At 76.1% G+C, this 18,878-nt stretch carries 20 protein-coding genes; 12 read left to right on the top strand and 8 right to left on the bottom strand.

Features of this window, described 5'->3' with window-relative positions; translation table 11 throughout:
• Positions 1–2: 2 nt before the first annotated feature.
• Complete coding sequence (locus ACI79E_RS14445) at positions 3–644, bottom strand: GntR family transcriptional regulator (protein WP_456933248.1); 642 nt, start codon at positions 642–644, stop codon at positions 3–5.
• A gap of 134 nt (positions 645–778) precedes the next feature.
• Between ACI79E_RS14445 and ACI79E_RS14440 the strand changes: the two genes are divergently transcribed.
• The 4 genes from ACI79E_RS14440 (at position 779) to ACI79E_RS14425 (ending at position 4,794) form a co-directional block, all read left to right on the top strand.
• Positions 779–1,693: a LysR family transcriptional regulator gene (locus tag ACI79E_RS14440; protein ID WP_456933247.1), complete on the top strand. Its 915-nt coding sequence runs from the start codon at positions 779–781 to the stop codon at positions 1,691–1,693.
• A 37-nt stretch (positions 1,694–1,730) separates the two neighbouring features.
• Positions 1,731–1,928 (top strand): antitoxin, encoded by a 198-nt coding sequence (locus ACI79E_RS14435; protein WP_456933246.1) that lies wholly within the window; start codon positions 1,731–1,733, stop codon positions 1,926–1,928.
• Positions 1,929–2,134: 206 nt separating this feature from the next.
• Positions 2,135–3,067 carry an alpha/beta hydrolase gene (locus tag ACI79E_RS14430; RefSeq protein WP_456933245.1) on the top strand — a complete coding sequence of 311 codons (933 nt, stop codon included), beginning with the start codon at positions 2,135–2,137 and terminating at the stop codon, positions 3,065–3,067.
• Between the two features lie 89 nt (positions 3,068–3,156).
• Positions 3,157–4,794, top strand: coding sequence for a flavin-containing monooxygenase (locus ACI79E_RS14425; protein WP_456933244.1), 1,638 nt, complete (start codon positions 3,157–3,159; stop codon positions 4,792–4,794).
• Positions 4,795–4,862: 68 nt separating this feature from the next.
• On the opposite strand, the gene ACI79E_RS14420 is transcribed toward ACI79E_RS14425, so the two are convergent.
• Positions 4,863–5,534, bottom strand: coding sequence for a GntR family transcriptional regulator (locus ACI79E_RS14420; protein ID WP_456933243.1), 672 nt, complete (start codon positions 5,532–5,534; stop codon positions 4,863–4,865).
• A 125-nt stretch (positions 5,535–5,659) separates the two neighbouring features.
• On the opposite strand from ACI79E_RS14420, the gene ACI79E_RS14415 reads away from it, so the two are divergent.
• On the top strand, positions 5,660–6,610 hold the full coding sequence (locus tag ACI79E_RS14415; protein WP_456933242.1) for an alpha/beta hydrolase: 951 nt from the start codon (positions 5,660–5,662) through the stop codon (positions 6,608–6,610).
• A 60-nt stretch (positions 6,611–6,670) separates the two neighbouring features.
• Positions 6,671–8,203 (top strand): ATP-dependent DNA ligase, encoded by a 1,533-nt coding sequence (locus ACI79E_RS14410; RefSeq protein ID WP_456933241.1) that lies wholly within the window; start codon positions 6,671–6,673, stop codon positions 8,201–8,203.
• A gap of 19 nt (positions 8,204–8,222) precedes the next feature.
• Here the strand turns inward: ACI79E_RS14410 and ACI79E_RS14405 are convergent, their stop codons facing one another.
• The 3 genes from ACI79E_RS14405 to ACI79E_RS14395 all read right to left on the bottom strand — a co-directional run bounded on the left by ACI79E_RS14405 (position 8,223) and on the right by ACI79E_RS14395 (position 10,538).
• Positions 8,223–8,474, bottom strand: a complete 252-nt coding sequence (locus tag ACI79E_RS14405) for a hypothetical protein (protein WP_456933240.1) — start codon at positions 8,472–8,474, stop codon at positions 8,223–8,225.
• Between the two features lie 65 nt (positions 8,475–8,539).
• Entirely contained in the window at positions 8,540–9,610 is a 1,071-nt protein-coding gene (locus tag ACI79E_RS14400) for a maleylacetate reductase (protein ID WP_456933239.1), read from the bottom strand.
• A 31-nt stretch (positions 9,611–9,641) separates the two neighbouring features.
• Entirely contained in the window at positions 9,642–10,538 is an 897-nt protein-coding gene (locus ACI79E_RS14395) for an intradiol ring-cleavage dioxygenase (RefSeq protein ID WP_456933238.1), read from the bottom strand.
• 295 nt (positions 10,539–10,833) lie between these two features.
• On the opposite strand from ACI79E_RS14395, the gene ACI79E_RS14390 reads away from it, so the two are divergent.
• Together ACI79E_RS14390 and ACI79E_RS14385 are read left to right on the top strand one after the other, a co-directional pair.
• Positions 10,834–11,169 (top strand): hypothetical protein, encoded by a 336-nt coding sequence (locus tag ACI79E_RS14390; RefSeq protein ID WP_456933237.1) that lies wholly within the window; start codon positions 10,834–10,836, stop codon positions 11,167–11,169.
• A gap of 558 nt (positions 11,170–11,727) precedes the next feature.
• Entirely contained in the window at positions 11,728–11,931 is a 204-nt protein-coding gene (locus ACI79E_RS14385; RefSeq protein ID WP_135147180.1) for a cold-shock protein, read from the top strand.
• Between the two features lie 64 nt (positions 11,932–11,995).
• Here ACI79E_RS14385 and ACI79E_RS14380 read toward each other — a convergent pair whose 3' ends face one another.
• Positions 11,996–13,735 (bottom strand): DUF2207 domain-containing protein, encoded by a 1,740-nt coding sequence (locus ACI79E_RS14380; RefSeq protein ID WP_456933236.1) that lies wholly within the window; start codon positions 13,733–13,735, stop codon positions 11,996–11,998.
• A gap of 191 nt (positions 13,736–13,926) precedes the next feature.
• Here ACI79E_RS14380 and ACI79E_RS14375 point away from each other — a divergent pair, with 191 nt between their 5' ends.
• The gene (locus tag ACI79E_RS14375; RefSeq protein WP_456933235.1) at positions 13,927–14,376 is read left to right on the top strand and encodes a DUF5709 domain-containing protein; all 450 of its coding nucleotides are present in this window, start codon (positions 13,927–13,929) and stop codon (positions 14,374–14,376) included.
• Positions 14,377–14,386: 10 nt separating this feature from the next.
• Here the strand turns inward: ACI79E_RS14375 and ACI79E_RS14370 are convergent, their stop codons facing one another.
• Complete coding sequence (locus ACI79E_RS14370) at positions 14,387–14,959, bottom strand: bifunctional adenosylcobinamide kinase/adenosylcobinamide-phosphate guanylyltransferase (RefSeq protein ID WP_456933234.1); 573 nt, start codon at positions 14,957–14,959, stop codon at positions 14,387–14,389.
• Between the two features lie 72 nt (positions 14,960–15,031).
• On the opposite strand from ACI79E_RS14370, the gene ACI79E_RS14365 reads away from it, so the two are divergent.
• The gene (locus tag ACI79E_RS14365) at positions 15,032–15,730 is read left to right on the top strand and encodes a Clp protease N-terminal domain-containing protein (protein ID WP_456933233.1); all 699 of its coding nucleotides are present in this window, start codon (positions 15,032–15,034) and stop codon (positions 15,728–15,730) included.
• A gap of 20 nt (positions 15,731–15,750) precedes the next feature.
• On the opposite strand, the gene ACI79E_RS14360 is transcribed toward ACI79E_RS14365, so the two are convergent.
• On the bottom strand, positions 15,751–15,957 hold the full coding sequence (locus tag ACI79E_RS14360) for a hypothetical protein (protein WP_456933232.1): 207 nt from the start codon (positions 15,955–15,957) through the stop codon (positions 15,751–15,753).
• Between the two features lie 107 nt (positions 15,958–16,064).
• On the opposite strand from ACI79E_RS14360, the gene ACI79E_RS14355 reads away from it, so the two are divergent.
• Both ACI79E_RS14355 and ACI79E_RS14350 read left to right on the top strand, forming a co-directional pair.
• Complete coding sequence (locus tag ACI79E_RS14355) at positions 16,065–17,087, top strand: LLM class flavin-dependent oxidoreductase (protein WP_456933231.1); 1,023 nt, start codon at positions 16,065–16,067, stop codon at positions 17,085–17,087.
• A 180-nt stretch (positions 17,088–17,267) separates the two neighbouring features.
• Positions 17,268–18,878 (top strand): alpha/beta hydrolase, encoded by a 1,611-nt coding sequence (locus tag ACI79E_RS14350; protein WP_456933230.1) that lies wholly within the window; start codon positions 17,268–17,270, stop codon positions 18,876–18,878.

The raw sequence follows: 18,878 nt of genomic DNA, 5'->3' as shown, positions 1-18,878 counted from the left end.
TCTCAGTCGACGGACTCGGTCAGGGCGACGACGACGCTCTCGAAGTGGCTGCGCGCCGCCGCCTCGGCCGCCTGCGGATCGCGGGCCACGACGGCCTCGACGACCTGCCGGAGCTCGGCGAGGGACTGCTGGGCGCGGCCGGGCCGCAGGGAGAGCTGGAACTGGTGGCGCACGATCTGGGCCTGCAACCGCTCGATCATCCGGCCGGCGGTGGCCTGCCGCGCGGCGGCGCGGATGAGGGAGTGCAGCTCGGCGACGAGCGCGGAGTACCCGAGCAGGTCGCCGTCGGCCACGGCCTGCTGCATGCGGTCGCACTGGCCGCGCAACCGGTCGGCCTCCGGCTCGGTGACCCGCTGCGCGGCCCTGGCGGCCAGCAGGCCCTCGAGCACCATGCGGCACTCGGTGATCTCGACCGCCTCGGCGACGGAGACGGTGCGCACCCGGGCACCGCGGTGGGGGATCCGCTCGACCAGGCCCTCGGCGATCAGCACGTCGACGGCCAACCGCGCGGCGTTGCGGCTGACGCCGAACGCCTCGGCGAGGTCGGCCTCGACCAGCCGGTGCCCGGGGGGCAGGTCCCCGCGGGTGATGGCCTCGCGCAGGCGGCGCTCGGGAGCGTCCCGCCCCTGCGGACCGACGTCCATGGCACCTCCCGTCACCGTCCCCCGGCACCGTACACCAACTGTCGGAAATATTGTCGACAATCCTGCCGACGACGAGACTCGGACCTCCGGCACACTGTCCCCACCCCGAGGAACGCCCGCGAGCGGAGACGACGATGGACCTGCGGCAACTGGAGTACGTGGTCGCCGTGGCCGAGGAGCGCAGCTTCACCCGGGCCGCCGCGCGGTGCCACGTCGTCCAGTCCGCGCTGAGCGCGCAGGTCGCGCGGCTCGAGCGGGAGCTCGGGGTGACCCTGTTCCACCGCACCAGCCGCTCGGTGCGGCCGGCTCCGGCCGGGGAGCTGCTCCTCCCCCACGCCCGGGCGCTCCTGCGGGGCGCGGAGGTCGCCCGGGCCGTGCTCGACGAGTTCGCCGGGGTGGTCACCGGACGGCTGCGGCTGGGCATGGTCGGCACCGCCGGCAGCGGCGTCCCGCTGCTCGAGCAGGCCCTCCTCGCCTTCCACCAGCAGCACCCCGCCGTGGAGATCGCCGTCCAGGACTCCGGCAGCCGGCACATGGCCGAGCAGGTGCGCACCGGCGACCTCGACCTCGCCTTCGTCGGCCTGGCCGCCGACCAGGTGCCGCCCGGCGTCGTCCACCACCTGCTCGCCGACGAACCGCTCGTGGTCGTCGTCCCCCGCACCCACCCGCTGGCCGGTGCCGGCCACCCCGAGCTCGCCGCCCTCGCCGCCGCGGGGCCGTTCGTCGAGATGCGCGCCGAGTCCGGGCTGCGGCTGCAGGTCGACGCCGCGTTCGCCCGGGCCGGGGTCGAGCGGACCGTCGCCTTCGAGCTCGGCAGCTCCGACGCCGTCGTCCGCTTCGCCGGCCTCGGGTTCGGCGCCGCGCTGGTGCCCGCCTCGGCGGCCGCCGGCGTCGCCGACGTCGCCGTCCTGCCCGTCGGCGACCCCGCCGCCCGGCACCCGATCGGCCTCGTGCACCGCGCCCCGGAGCCGTCGGCGCCCAGCGCCCGCGCCTTCCTCGCCCTGCTGCGGGACGGCGCGGGAGGGGTCGGCGCGACCCGGGCCGGGTAGGGGGGGCGGGTCATCCCCCACCAGTGAGGAGCACGACATGGACGTCGGAGGACTCGGCGACAAGGCGAAGCAGGCCCTCGACGGCGAGAAGGGCGAGAAGCTGAGCGACCAGGGGCTGGACAAGGCCGAGCAGTTCGCCGACGACAGGACCGGCGGCAAGTTCGACTCCCAGTCGGACAAGGTCGGCGACATGGCCGACCAGCGCATCGGCCAGCAGGACGCCGGCGGCGCCTGACCGCCACCGACGGCGGGCACCCCGGGGCGGACGGCTGCCGGGGTGCCCGCCGTCGTCGCGTCCACCCCGTCCGGTCCCTTTGTGGGGCGGACTCCATTGACCCTCGAGAACGATGCATCCTACTTTGTGGCGGCGATCACACCCCATCGGGTGACAGACAGCCGGCCCCGATGGTCAGAGCCCCACTTGACGTCGAGGGACCGCGGATGGCACTGGACGAGGCGACGACGGCATTCCTGACCCAGATGGCCGCCGGCGGCGGACCGCCGCTGCACGAGATGACGCCCGAGGAGGCCCGCGGACTCACCGCGGCGCTGCGCGAGCTCTACGGACCGGGGCCGGAGGTGCACGAGGTCCGCGACGAGCGCGTCCCGGTGGCCGGCGGCGACATCCTCGTGCGGGTCCTCACCCCCACCGCGACGCCGCGGGGCGTGCTCGTCTACCTCCACGGCGGCGGCTGGGTCATCGGCACCGTGCCCGAGTTCGACACCCTCGGCCGCGTGCTCGCCGACCGCACCGGGATGACCACGGTGCTCGTCGACTACCGGCTGGCCCCGGAGCACCGGTACCCGACCGCGGTCGAGGACTCGTGGACGGCGCTGCAGTGGGTCGCCGAGCGGCGGGAGTCCCTCGGCGGCGGCCCCCTCGTCGTCTGCGGCGACAGCGCCGGCGGCAACCTCGCCGCCGTCCTCACCCAGCGCGCCCGGGCGGCCGGTGGACCGGACATCGACCTGCAGGTGCTGGTGTACCCCGTCACCGACGCCGCCATGGACACCGAGTCCTACGTCGACCCCGCCAACCAGCTGATGCTCTCGCGCGACAGCATGGCCTGGTTCTGGGACCACTACGCGCCCGACCCGGACTCCCGCCTCCAGCCGGACGCCGCCCCGCTGCGGGCCGCCGACCTCTCCGGGCTGCCGCCGGCGGTGGTCGTCACCGCCGAGCACGACGTCCTGCGCGACGAGGGCGAGGCGTACGCCCGCCGGCTGGCCTGGGCCGGTGTGCCGGTGGACCTGCGCCGCTTCGACGGCCAGATGCACGGCTTCTTCACCATGGTCGGCCTGCTCCCCGGCTCCGCGGCCGCCATCGACCACGTCACCGCCGCGATCGCCGCGCGGACCACCCCGCAGCCCGCCTGAGCCCGCTCCCCGCCCCCACGACGGCTGCCCCGGCCGGCGTGTCCGCTCCCTCCCCACCCATCCCGCACCGGCTCCGCCCAGGAGGACCCATGTCCGCACCAGCAGCCGACCCCCAGGCCGCGACCCCGTCCGTCCCGGCCGCCGTCGACGCCGTCGTCGTCGGCGCCGGCTTCTCCGGCATGTACCTGCTGCACAAGCTGCGAGGCATGGGGCTGACCGCGGTGGTCTTCGAGGCCGGCACCGACGTCGGCGGCACCTGGTACTGGAACCGCTACCCGGGCGCGCGGGTGGACATCGAGAGCCTGGCCTACTCCTACTCCTTCGACCCGGACCTCGAGCAGCGCTTCGAGTGGCAGGAGCGCTACCCGACCCAGCCGGAGATCCTCCGGTACGCCCAGTACGTCGCCGACGAGTTCGACCTGCGCCGGGACATCGTGTTCCGCACCCGGGTGACCGCTGCCCACTTCGACGAGGACGACGGCACCTGGCAGGTCCGCACCGAGCACGGGGACGCGGTGACCGCCCGGTACCTGGTCATGGCCACCGGGTGCCTGTCGGCGTCCAAGCACCCGGAGATCCCGGGCCTGGAGACGTTCAAGGGCGCCAGCTACCACACCGCGCACTGGCCGCACGAGGGCGTGGACTTCACCGGCCTGCGCGTCGGCGTCATCGGCACCGGCTCCTCCGGCGTCCAGTCGATCCCGGTCATCGCCGCCCAGGCCGCCGACCTGACGGTCTTCCAGCGCACCCCCGCGTACTCGCTGCCCGCCCGCAACCGGAAGCTGCGGCCCGACGAGATCGCGGAGATGAAGGAGAACTACCGGTCCTACCGGCAGGCGCAGAAGGAGTCCGCGTTCGGCGTCCCGATCGCGCCGGCGACGAAGTCGGCGCTGGAGGTCACCGCGGAGGAGCGCGAGGCCCGGTTCGAGGAGGCCTGGGAGAGCGGCAGCCTGGTCAACCTGCTGACCACCTACACCGACCTCACGCTCACCCAGGAGGCCAACGACCTCGCCAGGGAGTTCGTCCACCGCAAGGTCAAGCAGATCGTCCAGGACCCGCAGACCGCCGCGGACCTGTGCCCGGAGTACCCGATCGGCACCAAGCGCCCCTGCCTGGACACGGGGTACTTCGAGACCTACAACCGCCCGAACGTGCACCTGGTCAACCTCCAGCGCGAGCCGCTGGTGGAGGTCACCGAGAAGGGCATCCGGACGGCGGCCGAGGAGTACGTGTTCGACGCGATCGTCTACGCCACCGGTTTCGACGCCATGACCGGCTCGCTGACCAACGTCGACGTCCGCGGCCGGGGAGGTGCCTCGCTCAAGGAGACGTGGAGCGCCGGGCCGCGCACCTACCTGGGCATCGGCTCGGCCGGCTTCCCCAACCTCTTCATGATCACCGGGCCGGGCAGCCCGTCGGTGCTGTCGAACATGATCGTGTCGATCGAGCAGCACGTGGACTGGGTGTGCGACGCCATCGCCCACCTGCGCGACCAGGGGCTGCGCACGATCGAGGCCAGCCAGGAGGCCCAGGACGCGTGGGTCGACCACGTCAACCTCATCGCCTCCTACACGCTCTACCCCAAGGCGAACTCCTGGTACATGGGTGCGAACGTCCCCGGCAAGCCCCGGGTGTTCATGCCCTACGCCGGCGGCGTCGGGGAGTACCGGAAGCGGTGCGACGAGGTCGCCGCCAAGGGCTACGAGGGCTTCCTCCTCGGCGCGTGACCACCACCGGCCGGCACGCCCGGGTCGCGGACGACGACGTCCGCGGCCCGGGCCCGGCGCGCCGAACGTCAGGCGTGCCCGGTCTCCCCGGGCCACAGGGAGCGCTCCACGGCGGCGCGGAACTCGACGTAGATCTGCCGGTAGCGGGCCACGGCGCCGGCGCGGTCGCCGCGCTCCAGCAGCTCCAGCACCGCGCCGTAGCCCTCGACCCACGGCCGCCAGGAGTCGCTGTGGGAGTCCATGGCCAGCATGCGCAGCACCCGCACCACCACCAGGTCCAGCATCGACTGGAGCTCCCGGTTGCCGTTCGCCATCACGACGATCGTGCTGAAGTCCGCCCCGGCCGCCGACGCCGTGGTGACGTCGCCGCGGGCGAGCGCACCGGTGTACTCCGTGTAGCGCGTGCGCAGCCGGGCCAGGTGCTCGTCGGTCAGGTTGTCCACGCCCCCGGCGAACCCGGCGCAGGCGAGCAGCTCCATGACGTCGACGAGCTCGAGCGCCGACTTCTGGGTGAGCCCGGCGACCTTCCGGGTGCGGTTGGGCGAGACGTCGACCAGCCCCTCGGCGGCCAGCTGGGTGATGGCCTCGCGCACGGGGGTGATGCTCACGCCCAGCCGCGCCGCGAGCTCGGCGTCCTTCAGCACGGTGCCCGTCGGCAGCTGGCCGGTGGTGATCTCCTGCCGCAGCCGCCGGACGACCGCCTCCCGCCGCGTGAGCGGGACCTCGAAGGACGACGTCACCGGACCCCCTCTCCCGGTCATCGTGCCAGCCGGGCGCCGCACCCGCCCGCCGCCGCACCCCCGTCCCCCGGCCGAACCGCCGCCGGTCCCGCACACCCCGGAGCACCCGACCCGTTGGAGGAGACATGTCCCGCCGGACCCTGATCGACCCCGAGTGCCGCGTTCCGCTCGACGGGCTGCTGGAGGCCCTGCCCGGGGGGTTCAACTCGATCCCCGACATCGTGGCCCGGCGGGCCGCGGTGCAGCAGATCCTCGCGTCCATGGAGGTCCCGGAGAACCCGGACGTCACCAAGGAGGACCGCGTCGTCCCCGGGCCGGAGGGCGAGCCGGACATCTCCGTGCGGATCTACCGTCCGGCCCGCGCGACCGGCACGCTGCCGGGCGTCTACTACATCCACGGCGGCGGGATGGTCCTCGGGGACGTGGCCGGGGAGGACGTCGCCGCCACGACGCTGTGCGAGCAGGTCGGCGCCGTCGTCGTCTCCGTGGAGTACCGCCTGGCTCCCGAGCACCCCCACCCCGCCCCGGTCGAGGACTGCTACGCCGGGCTGGTGTGGCTGGCGGGCAACGCCACCGACCTCGGCGTGGACGCCGACCGGATCGCCGTCTACGGCGCCAGCGCGGGCGGCGGCCTGACCATCGCCACCGCGCTGCTGGCCCGCGACCGCGGCGGCCCCGCCATCCGCTTCATGATGCCGATCTACCCGATGATCGACGACCGCAACGAGACGGCGTCGAGCCAGGAGATCACCGACATCGGCATCTGGGACCGCGCCGGCAACATCGAGGCCTGGGCCTGGTACCTCGGCGGCAAGCCGGCCGACGAGTACGCCGCCCCTGCCCGGGCGGTGGACGTCTCCGGGCTGCCGCCGGCGTTCATCGACGTCGGCACCGTGGACCTGTTCCGCGACGAGGACATCGCCTTCGCCCAGCGCCTGATGGCCGCCGGCGTGCCGTGCGAGCTGCACGTCCACCCCGGCAGCTACCACGCGGCGGAGACCTTCGCGCCCGAGGCGGCGCTGTCCCGGCGGATCTGGGCCGCGCGCCTGGACGCCCTGCGCCGCGCGCTCACCTGATCGCGGTACCCGGGGGCGCCGGGACCGTGCGGTGTCGGCGCCCCCTGCCACGATCCCCCGGTGCTGTTCTCCGACGTGGTCGCCGCCTCCGCCGCCGTGGCGGCCACCCGCTCGCGCACGGCCAAGGCGACGGTGATCGCCGACCTGCTGCGCCGGGCCACGGACGACGAGGTGGGGCCGGTCACCGCGTGGCTGGCCGGTGAGCCGCTGCAGCGCCGGCTCGGCGTCGGCTGGCGCACGCTCGCCCCGCTGACCGGGGACGCCGCCGCCCGGTCGACCCTGACCGTCGCCACGGTCGACGCGGCGCTCGGGGAGCTGGCCACGACCGCCGGCGCGGGCTCCACCGCACGCCGGGAGTCCCTGCTGCGCACCCTGCTGGCGGCGGCCACCGACGTCGAGCAGCAGTTCCTCGTCCGCCTGCTCACCGGCGAGCTGCGCCAGGGCGCGCTGGAGGGCGTCGTCCTCGACGCGGTGGCCACGGCGGCCGGCGTCCCGGCGGGCAGCGTCCGCCGGGCGTTCATGCTGTCGGGCAGCCTGCCGGAGACCGCGGCCACCGCCCTGGCCGGGGGCACGGCCGCCCTCGACGCGGTCTCCCTGCGCGTCGGGCGGCCGGTGCGGCCCATGCTGGCCAGCCCCGGCTCCTCGCTCGACGCGGCCCTGGACGACCTCGGCTCCGCCGTCACCGTCGAGTACAAGCTGGACGGCGCGCGCATCCAGGTGCACCGCGACGGCGAGGACGTCCGGGTGTGGACCCGCACGCTGCGCGAGGTGACCGACGGGGTGCCGGAGTTGGTCGAGCGCGTCCGCGCGCTGCCGTGCACGACTGCCGTCCTCGACGGCGAGACCCTCGCGCTGGACGACGACGGCCGGCCGCGGGCCTTCCAGGAGACGATGAGCCGCTTCGGCAGCGAGACCGCCGACGCGGGCGTGCTGCTCAGCCCGTTCTTCTTCGACCTGCTGCACCTCGACGGCCGCGACCTGCTCGACGAGCCGCTCGCGGTGCGCCTCGACGCGCTGGCCGGGTTGCTGGCCGGCGACGAGCACGCCCCGCTGCGCATGCCCGGCGTCCGCTCCCCCGACCCCGCCCGGGCCGCCGAGGTGCTCGACGGTGCCCTGGCGGCCGGGCACGAGGGCGTCGTCGTCAAGGCCCTGGACGCGCCCTACGCCGCCGGCCGCCGCGGGCGGGCGTGGCAGAAGGTCAAGCCGGTGCACACGCTGGACCTCGTCGTGCTCGGCGCGGAGTGGGGGTACGGCCGCCGGTCGGGGAAGCTGTCGAACATCCACCTGGGCGCCCGCGACCCCGACGGGGGCGCGCCGGTCATGGTCGGCAAGACCTTCAAGGGCATGACCGACGAGCTGCTGGACTGGCAGACGGCCACGTTCCCCGGGCTGGCCCGCGAGCGCCCGGAGTGGGGGGTGCTGCTGCGGCCGGAGCTGGTCGTGGAGATCGCCCTGGACGGTGCCCAGCGCAGCCCGCGCTACCCCGGCGGCGTCGCGCTGCGCTTCGCCCGCGTGCTGCGCTACCGGCCGGACAGGACGCCCGCGGAGGCCGACACGATCGACGCGGTGCGCGCGCTGCTGGCCGGGGGCTGACCGCGCCGCGGGCGGTTCCTCAGTGGTCGGCGCTCGAGTGGAGCGCGGCTCCCCCGACCTCCCGCAGCGCCGACACCGCGAGCACGCGGCCGATGGGGTAGAGCTCCACGTCGGCGTCCTCGGTCAGGTGGTCCACGACGGTCAGCCACCCCGGCGGGCCGAACCGGAGGATCCGCGGCGGCAGGTCGACCACGCCCGTCGGGTCCCCGGCGTCGCGGAGGACGACCCGCCCCTCGTAGAGGTGCCGGTCGTTCACGGTGGTGATGTCCATGGGGACAGCGTCCACGCCGCGGCGTCGTCCCGGGGTGTCCGGGACGACGCCGCGGCGACCGCGCCTCAGGCCGGGGGCTCCCCGCACCACGCCCGGTCGAGCAGGGCGGCCACCGAGGCGACGTCCAGCGGACGCGGGTTGGGATAGGGCGCGGCCACGACCCGCTCGGCGACCGCCGGCAGCCCGTCGCGCGGCACGCCGAGGTCGCGCAGGGTCGTCGGGCCGTCGTGGGCGCGGGCCAGCGCGGAGACCGCCGCCACCGGGTCCGGTCCGGCGACGCGCCGCAGCCGGGCCGCCGCCGCCGGGGCGGCCGGCAGGTCGAAGGCCATGACGTGCGCCAGCAGCAGCGCGTGCAGCTCCGCGTGGGGCAGGTCGAACGCCCCGCCGAGGGCGTGCGCGAGCTGGTGGTGCAGGCCCATCCGGGTCTGCGCCAGGCAGATGCCGGCCAGCCAGCCGGCCGCCTGCAGCCGGCTGCGCCCGGGCAACCCCGCCGGGTCGGCCAGCACCTCCGGCAGCGCACCGAGCAGACCGTCGACGGCCTCGGTGGCCAGCGCGTCGGTGACCGGCGACGCGTCCGGCGCCCACAGCGCCTCGACCGCGTGGGCCAGCGCGTTCATCGCGCTGGTGCGGGTGAGGCCGGCCGGCATTCCGACGGTGAGCTCCGGGTCGTAGACGACGGTGCCCGGGGCGAGCGCCGGGTCCCGCCGCGTGGTCTTGACGCCGTTCTCGGTCTCGCCGAGCACCGGGGTCACCTCCGACCCGGCGTACGTCGTCGGGACGGCGACCTGCGGCACGCCCGTCCGCGCCGACACGGCCTTGGCCAGGCCGATCGCCGAGCCGCCGCCGATCGCGACGACGCCGTCCACGCCGGCCGCGGAGACCAGTGCCATCGCCTCGGCGGTGACCGTCACCGGGGTGTGCACCGCGGGCCGGTCGAAGCGGGCGGCCAGCCGTGGGCCGAGCCCGGCGGCGACCGCGTCGGCGGCCGCGCCGGCCGAGCGGGTCGCCACCAGCAGCACGCGGCCGGCGCCCAGGCGCCCGACCTCCTCGGGGACCTGGCCGCGCGCGCCGGGGCCGATGAGCACCCGGGTCGCCAGTGTCTCGTGCACGGTGACCGGGGTCGCCGTCGTCGTCATGGCCGCCACCTCCGGCAGTCGTCTGCTGCGCTCAGGACCGGTCCCGCCCCACGGTCAGGTCGAAGCGGGCCCGGTGGAACGGGTTGGGCAGGCCCACCTCCGCGGCCCGGGCGGCGTCGTCGACCGGGGCGAAGTCGACCACCAGGCTCTCCTTGACGCCGAAGACGGCGTCGGACTCCAGGTAGGGCGACCCGGCCACGAACAGGTGGGTGGTCAGGGTACGCATGCCGGGGGCGGAGACCTCGACGTGGATGTGGGCCGGGCGGTTGGGGTGGCGCCCGGTCGTGCGCAGCAGCCGGCCCACCGGGCCGTCGTCGGGGATCGGGTAGTAGCGCGGCACGATGGTGCGGAACCAGAAGCCGCCGTCGGCGTCGGTGGTGAACAGCCCGCGCAGGTTGCACGCCGGCACCTCGTCGGGCCGCTGCACGTCGTAGAAGCCCTCGGCGTCGGCGTGCCAGACGTCGACGCTCGCCCCGGCGACCGGGTTCCCGTCGGTGTCAAGGACGCGGCCGGTGACCAGGCACGGCTCGCCGTCGCCGACCTCGGCGATGTCGTCCCCCAGCTCCCGCGGCGGGGAGGTCAGCACGTGGAAGGGGCCCTCGACGGTGGACTCGGTGATGCCGCCGCCGGTGGGGTTGTTGATGGCGTCGACGAGCATCGAGACCCCCAGGACGTCGGACAGCAGGATGAACTCCTGGCGCGTGTCGTCGCACATCTGGCCGGTCTCGGTGAGGAAGCGGATGGCGTCCACCCACTCGTCCTGGGTGAGCGCGACGTCCTTGACGAAGGCGTGCAGGTGGGAGACGAGCGAGGTGAGGACCGCACGCAGCCGCGGGTCGGCGGTCCCGGCGAAGCTCGCGGCGACGATCTCCGCCGAGTGCTCCTCGGTGAACAGGGCGGGCGGCGCGGCGTCGAGGGACGCGGTCATGGTCGGGCCTCCTGGGACGGTCCGGGTGGGGTACGGGGTGCTCAGTCCACCTGCCCGACACGCTCCGGCGCCAGTGCCGCGCTGGTCGCACGGGGTGTCGCCCGCGCGGGCGGGCCGTCGGGCACGGCCCTGCCGGGGCGCGGACGGGCGGGTAGCGTGGGGGTGCGGGCCCGGTCCGGTGCCCGCACGGGGACGCCCGACGGATGCGCGACGCGCGCCGGGCCCCTGCGCCGACCAGGCGCCCACCCGCGGAGCGGCGTCCCGCCCTCCGCCCGCTGACGAACCGAAGGACCGCATGGCTGCACCTGTGCTCACGTTCCTGGCCCCGCCGTCGTCCACCACCGACGGCAGCGCCCCCGACCCCACCGCCGCCGCCCCGGCGCGTTCTGCCGGGCGGCCGCCGAAGGGCGGCGCCGCGCCGGCCGGCGGGCTGCGGATGACCCGCGGTGCGCGGGAGGCCGCGACCGGCATGAAGCTCGCCGACGCCGAGATCCAGCGCTGCCTGGACGCCCCCGACGACGTCACCCCCGACCCCAACGCACCCTCGCGGACCCGCTTCCGCCGCGGCGGGCTGACCGTGCTCGCCGGTGCGGACGGCATGGTGCTGCGGGTCAGCCGCCGCAAGCGCTGACCCCACCGCGCGGCGGGGCCCGGTTGCCCGTCCGGCCGCCGCAACGGGGGTAGCGTCGCCTCCGAGCAGAGGGGAACCCCATCACCACACGCCACGGACGCTGCGCCGAAGCCCATCTCGGGTGCCCCTGCCGGGGCGACGAGACCATCCACGAGGAGCGGTCCCGGGAGATCAGCGACGCCCGGGCGCGGGCCGGTGAGCCGGTGGAGTGCCCGGAGTGCGGTGCCCCGACGACGCCGCTGGCCATCGTCACCTGGGGCAACTGCCGGGCGTGCCGGACGGCCCACTCGCGCGTCATCGACCCCCTGCGCTGGTGACCACCGGCAGCCGGCATCCCACGGCTCCGTGCACCCCCGACGGGTGGGTGTGACCGGATCGGCCGCGGCGGAGGCGCCCGGACCCGTACAGTGGGCTGCGGTCGCTGTTGTGCCTCTGCCTCGTTCTCGGACGTCCGCAGTCGTCTCTGCCTGACGTTCCTCTCGGTCCTGCCGGTCGGTGCGGCGACCCCGCACCGGCACACGTCGGCACGGACACCCCCAGCACGGAAACGAGAGACACATGGCCCAGGGCACTGTGAAGTGGTTCAACGCGGAGAAGGGCTTCGGCTTCATCGCGCAGGACGGCGGCGGCGCCGACGTCTTCTGCCACTACTCCGCCATCGTCAGCGACGGCTACCGCTCGCTGGACGAGGGCCAGCAGGTCGAGTTCGACGTCACGCAGGGCCAGAAGGGCCCGCAGGCGGAGAACGTCCGCCCCGTCTGACCTCCGCTCGACGAGGGCCCCGGCGCACCGCGCCGGGGCCTTCGTCGTCCCCGGGCGGCGCGGCTCACCAGCTGCCGCCGCCACCGCCGCCGGCACCGCTGCCGACCGACGTACCGCCCGCGCCCCCGCCGGTGACCGGCGGGGAGAGCGCCGGGTTGCCCGGCGAGGAGAACGCGACCAGCGCCGGCCACACCGCGACGCCGCTGTGCCGGGGGCCGGGGGTGTACCAGTCCGGCACCGCGTCCAGGCCCGCCTCGGTCAGGTGGCGTGACCACTCGTCGGGCACCCCCAGCGCCACCGCGTACGGCAGGTGGCGCACGGCGAGGTCGGTGCGGGCCGCCGTGGCGAGGTCGGGCGCCGGACCGCCGGGCCGGCGCCGGTCGGCCGCGGCGAGGGTGTCGCGGAACGCCGCCGCGGCCCGGCGCAGCTGCTCGCCGGCCGGCGTGCGCCGCGGCATCCGCCCGGCCAGGCCGAGCAGGACCAGGCCGGCGAGGACCGGCCCCACGCCGGCCAGCGCCCAGGTCGTGGTCACGGCGAGGACGACGGTCGCGGCGACCCCGGCCGCCAGCACGAGCGCCCCGCGGGCGTACCAGCGTCGCCGGACCGCCGCGGGGTCGGCGGGGAACCAGCCGCGCTCGACGACGTCCTCGTACAGCGCCGTGCGGACCCGGGCCTCCAGCGCGCCGAACGCCGGCTGCAGCTCCGACAGGGCCCGCACCTCGCCGTCGGCGAACAGGCCCTCCAGCAGCAGCCGCTCGTAGCCGCGCAGGTCCCCGACGTCACCGGCGGTGCGCACCAGCCGCCAGTCCGCCGGCAGGTCCCCGGCGTCGGCGTCGTCGACCTCCTCGATGCGCAGCAGGCCGCGGACGGCGAGGTCCAGCAGCGTGGCGGTCACCTCGTGCCGCTGGGCGTGGCCGTCGAGGACGGTGCCCAGCTGCCCTGGCGTCGCGTCCTCCGGCGGCGTCAGCTGCGGCCCACCCGGGCCGGGGCCGCCCGCCGGCCGGCCGCGCCGCGCCACGGCCAGCGCGGGCAGGACGAGGGCCAGCAGGCCCGCCAGCGCGACACCCAGGGTGGCCGGGGTGGCCCGGAACGCCTGCGCCGGGCTGAAGGTGTCCTCGTAGAGGGGGCGCGCGCCGGGCAGGGTGCCGGCGGGGAACGTCGCGGCGACGGTCACGCCCTCGCCCGCGTCGAGCCCGGAGGCAGTGGCGCGCAGCTCGCCGGTGGGAGTGACCTCGGCCGCGCAGGCGGTCCGGTCGCCCTGGCCGCCGACGGCGCAGTCGGCGCGCACCGGCGCGGCGGGCCCGGAGAGCCGGACCTCCACCTCGTCGATCGGCACCTCCCAGCCGGTGCCGACCGCGTTCCAGGTCACCCGGTCGCCGTCCTCACCGGGGTCGGCCACCCCGGCCACCCGGTAGCTCAGGACGTAGGTGTGCCGCCCGGTGACCTCGGTGTCCTCGTCGCCGACCCGGATGCCCAGTCCGCCGTCCTCGTCGGTCACCTCGGTGTCCGTCGGCGCCCCGGTGGGGCTCTCGACGGCCACGTCGGTGACCGGGTACACGCGGTCCCGGGTCTGCGCGAAGGGCGCCCGGTCGGGCAGCAGCCGGACGATGCCGTGCCGCTCCTCGCCGGCGAAGTCGTAGTCGATGGTCTCCTCGACGGCCAGCGAGCCGTCGGCCGCGGCCGCCACCCGCACGTCGTAGGAGCGGATGCCCTCGGCCGCCCCGTCGCCGCTGCACCCGGCGAGGACCGGCGCCGCGACCGACAGCAGGAGGCCGACGGCCCACCCGCGGGAGTACACCGACACGTGCTGCACCTCCGGACCCGGCCCCGGGCACCCGCGGCTGCGGGGGCGGCGAGCCGGGCCGATCCTGACACCCGGAGCCGGCGGCCGTCCGCGACCCGCCCGTCCGGCCGCGCCGGTGCGGGTGGCGCGGGAGCGCCCGACCGGAGCAGGCTGGCGCGGCCGGTAGCGACGACGACGCCAGGAGGCCGCGCATGTCCCCGTACGGCAGCCCCGACGACCTCGACGGCGAGAACGACCCCGGCGTCCTCGACGCCGGGGACACGCTGGACGACCGCGGCACCGACCCCCTCGACGAGGGCTGGTCCCCCGCCGAGCGCCCCTGGGCGGTCGACGACTGGGGCACCACCGGCGAGGAGGAGGAGCGCGGCGAGAGCCTCGACGGCCGGCTCGCCCGCGAGCTGGCCGACCTCGCCGCCGACGACGGCGACGGCCTCGGCGACACCTCCGACACCGACGGCGAGCTGCTCGACGACGAGGTCGGCGGGCGGCGGGCCGGCCGGCTCGCCGAGGACGACGACGGCACGGGCGCCGACACCGAGGCCGAGCTGGTCGCCTTCGACCGCGGCATCGACGGCGGGGCGGCGTCCGCGGAGGAGGCGGCGGTCCACCTGGTGGCCGACCGCGAGCCCGGCGACCGGTAGCGGGCGGCCCTCAGCGCAGCCGCTGGGGGATCCCGGCGGTGAGCAGCCAGACGCGGTCGGCGGCGGCGGCCACCCGGGCGTTGAGGGCGCCGAGCTCGTCGCGGAAGCGCCGGCCCGACGGCGTCGCGGGCACCACGCCGCCACCCACCTCGTTGCTCACCGCCGTCACCGCGCGACGCGTCCCCGTCCAGGCCGCCACGAGACCGTCCACGGCCGCCCCGAGCCGGGCGTCCGCATCCGGCTCGGCGGACCACACCCCGCAGGCGTCCATCGTCCCGGCCAGCCACGTGGTCAGGCAGTCCACCAGCACCGGCGGACCGGAGCGGTCCAGGACGGCGGCCAGGTCGAGGGTCTCGACGGTGCGCCAGGTCGCCGGGCGGCGGGCGCGGTGCCGCGCGACGCGCCCGGCCCACTCCGGGTCGCCCGGCTCCGGCACCGGGCCGCAGGCGACGTAGTCGACCGCCCGCACGCGGTGCAGCCGCTGCTCGGCGAAGGTGGACTTGCCCGACCGGGCACCGCCGAGCACGAGGACCCGCCGCGGCCGGCGGCCCCCCAACCAGGCGCGGACGTCGGCTGCGGGCACGCCCGAACCGTACGGTGCGGTGGCGTCAACGCGGAGTTGACGCTCGCCGGTCGTCAACCTAAGGTTGACGGCATGACGCAGACCCCCGCGGCCGGCACCGTCCGGCTCGACGACCTCATCGCCGCGGTCACCCGGGCGCACGAGACGCCCCTGGACCAGCTCTCCGGCGCGGTGCTGCTGGGCGAGCACCTCGGGGAGGTGGCCGACCACCTCATCGGGCACTTCGTCGACCAGGCCCGCCGGGCCGGGGCCTCGTGGTCCGACATCGGCGGCAGCATGGGCGTCTCCAAGCAGGCGGCCCAGAAGCGCTTCGTGACCAAGCCGGGCGACGCCCCCCTGGACCCCAGCCAGGGCTTCAGCCGGTTCACCGACGAGGCCCGGGCCGCCGTGGTCCGCGCCCAGCAGGAGGCCCGCGACGCCCGCAGCGCCACCATCGCCGTGTCCCACCTGGTGCTGGCGCTCGTGGCCGACCCCGACAGCGAGGCGGCCCGCGCCGTCGTCGCGGCGGGCGCGTCGCTCGACGCCGTCCGGCGGACCGCGACCGCGACGCTGCCGCCGGCCGCCGCCGACGTCCCCGAGCTGATCCCGTTCGACGCGCACGCCCGCCGGACGCTGGAGCTCACCTTCCGGGAGGCCCTGCGCCGCGGGGACGACGCCGTCACCGGCGGGCACCTCCTGCTGGCGGTGCTGGAGGCCGAGGACGGCACCGGCGTGCTCGCCGCGCTCGGCGTCACCCGGGCCGCCGTCGAGGAGCACCTCGACCGGGGCTGACCCGGCGGGCCGGGGCCCGGTCAGGCGCGGTCGGGCGGGGCCTCGTACGGGTCGGCCGGTGCCTCGCTGCGCGGCGTCTCCTCGGCCGGGACGTCGGTGTCGCCGCGGGTGGGCACCCCCCGCGCCACGGGCGGGTCCGGCGGCACCGCCTCGGCCGGCGTCGTGGGGGTGCGGGGCCCGTCGGCCGGGCGGCCCGCGGCCGCGTACTCGTCGTCCCGATCCGTCATCGCCGGACCTCCTCGTCCCTGGGGCTGGTCAGGGGCCCGTACCCGCCCGGCCGCGGAGCAGGCACGGCCCGTGGGCCGGCGCGCGCGGCATCGGCGATGATCACCGCATGCCCGTCCCCTCGGTCCCGCTGCAGAAGCTGGGCTTCCTGACCATCGGCTCGTTCGACGGCACCGACCCCGGCCCGGGCCACGAGACGACGCTGCAGGTGGTCGAGCTGGGTGAGCGGCTGGGCTTCGACAGCGCGTGGGTGCGCAACCGCCACCTGCAGTACGGCATCTCCTCACCGGTCGCCGTCCTGGCCGCCGCCACGCAGCGCACCCGGCGCATCGAGCTGGGCACCGCCGTCATCCCGCTGGCGTGGGAGAACCCGCTGCGGCTGGCCGAGGACCTCGCCACCGTCGACGTGCTCTCCGGCGGCCGGCTCAACCCCGGGGTGAGCGTCGGCCCGCCCATGCACTGGGACGACGTGAAGGCGGCGCTCTACCCGGACACCGCCGACGCCGAGGACTTCTCCTACGAGCGGGTGTCCCGGCTGCTGCGCCTGGTCCGGGGGGAGCGGGCCAGCACCTTCGCCGGGCGGGAGGGCGTGGTCGAGGAGTGGTCGGACCGGGTGCAGCCGCACTCCCCCGGCCTGGCCCGGCGGCTCTGGTACGGCGGCGGGAGCCTGCGCTCGGCGCAGTGGGCCGGCGAGCAGGGGCTGAACTTCCTGACCAGCAGCGTGGTCAAGGCCGAGGAGTCCGAGGACTTCGCCGAGATCCAGCGCGCGCACATCCGGGCCTTCCGCGCCGCGCACCCCGACGGCGCGGCGGCGCGGGTCTCCCAGGGGCTGGTGGTGATCCCGACCGACAGCGCCACCGCCGGCCAGCGCGAGCGGTACGCCGCCTACGCCGCCGCCCGCACCCCGCGGACGGCGACGCCGCAGGGGCCGGCCCGGCTGCTGTTCGCCCGCGACCTGGTCGGCACCTCGGAGCAGATCGCCGAGCAGCTCTACGCCCACGCCGGCTTCCAGGAGGTCGCCGAGGTGGTGTTCGCGCTGCCGTTCAGCTTCACCGACGCCGACTACGAGCAGATCCTCACCGACATCGCCACGCGGCTGGGCCCGGCGCTGGGGTGGCGCCCGGCCGGCTGACCGGCCACGCGAGGTCAGGGCGGCCCCCCTTCCGGTGACGGCTCGCGAGGGCCGTTCCGGAACCGGCGGAGAACACAACCCCGGACCCGTGACGGCGACCCGCGGGCTCGGTTGACTGCACGCGACCGAGCCAGCGGGCACGCGCCGGTCGTGCCCCCTTCCCGGAGGGCCGGTGTCCCCATGACGACTCGTCGCACCGCCGTCGTCGGCGGTCTGGTCGCGGTGCTGGTCGGTGCGAGCCCCGCCGTCGCGCACGCCCAGCCCACGGGAGCCGCGGAGGCCACGGTGCCCACGCTGACGTGGGCGGCCTGCGGCACCACGCCCGAGGCCACCGCGGCCGGCGTGGAGTGCGCGCGGGCGGTGCTGCCCATGGACCACGACGACCCCGGCGGGGCGCAGGTCGACATCGCCGTCGCCCGGGTCCCGGCCACCGACCCGGCCGCCCGGATCGGGTCGCTGTTCATCAACTTCGGTGGCCCCGGCGGCCCCGCCGTCGACTACCTGCAGGTCCTGGGCCCGGGCATGTTCGCCCTGCTCAACCAGCGCTTCGACATCGTCGGGTTCGACCCCCGCGGCGTGGGACAGAGCACCCCGGCCGTCGCGTGCGGCCTCCCGCCGGACCCCGACCCGCCGTCGACCTGGCCCGCGCCGAGCCCGCCGGAGATCGACGAGGCCGCGCTCGTGGCCGAGCACCAGGAGTACGTGGACGCCTGCCTGGCCAACAACGGCGAGATCCTCGCGCACCTGTCCACGGCCAACGTCGCGCGGGACATGGACCTCCTGCGGGCCGCCCTGGGCGAGGAGCAGCTGAGCTACCTCGGCTTCTCCTACGGCACCTTCCTCGGCGCCACGTACGCCAGCCTCTTCCCCGACCGGTACCGCGCCCTGGTCCTCGACGCCGCGCTCGACCCCACGATGTGGATCAACGACCCGCCGGCCGACACGGCCGTGACCCTGGCCGGCTTCGAGGACGCCCTCGACCGCTTCCTCGACGCCTGCGCCGCCGACCAGGCAGCCTGCTCCGGCTTCGGTGGCGCGGACCCCTCCGCCGCCTTCGACACCCTGCTGGCCACCGCGGCCACGACCCCGCTGCCGGCGCCCGGCTTCCCCGAGGACCCGCGGCCGGTCACCGCGGACGAGATCCGGGGGGTCACCGGCTCGCTGCTCTACGCCAAGCAGAACTGGGGCCTGCTCGCCGCCGCGCTGGCCGCGGCCGAGGACGGCGACGCGTCGGTCATCCGCGCCATCGTCAGCCTCCTCACCGCCGCCCAGGGCGACCTGGGTGACCGGCTGTTCACCATCAACGCCTCCGAGCAGCGCTGGCCCACCGACGTCGAGTCCTACCTGCGGCGCGGCGCGGAGGAGTGGGCGACCTACCCCCACTTCTGGAACAGCGGCGCCTACCTGCAGATCCGCTACGCGCTGTGGCCCGTCTCCGACGCCGACGCCTTCGCCGGCCCGTTCGTCGCCGACCCGTCGGCCCCGCCGGTCCTCGTCGTCGGCAACACCCACGACCCGGCGACCCCCCTGTCGGGAGCCGTCGCGCTGACCGAGCAGCTCGGCAACGCGCGGCTGCTCACCATGGACGGCGACGGGCACGGCGCCTACGGCGCGAACTCGTCGTGCATCAACAGCGCGACCGACAGCTACCTGATCGCCGGGGTGCTGCCGGCCGAGGGCACGGTCTGCCCGCAGGAGGTTCCCTTCACCGCCCCCGAGCCCGCCCCGGTCTCCGAGACCGCCGCCCCGGTCCTCCCGCTGGCGGTGCCTGCGCTGCCCGGCATCCGCTGA

It is taken from the genome of Geodermatophilus sp. SYSU D00079, assembly GCF_054050635.1.
Note: the sequence above shows the minus strand (reverse complement) of the source record. Positions and strands in the feature narration are given on the sequence as shown.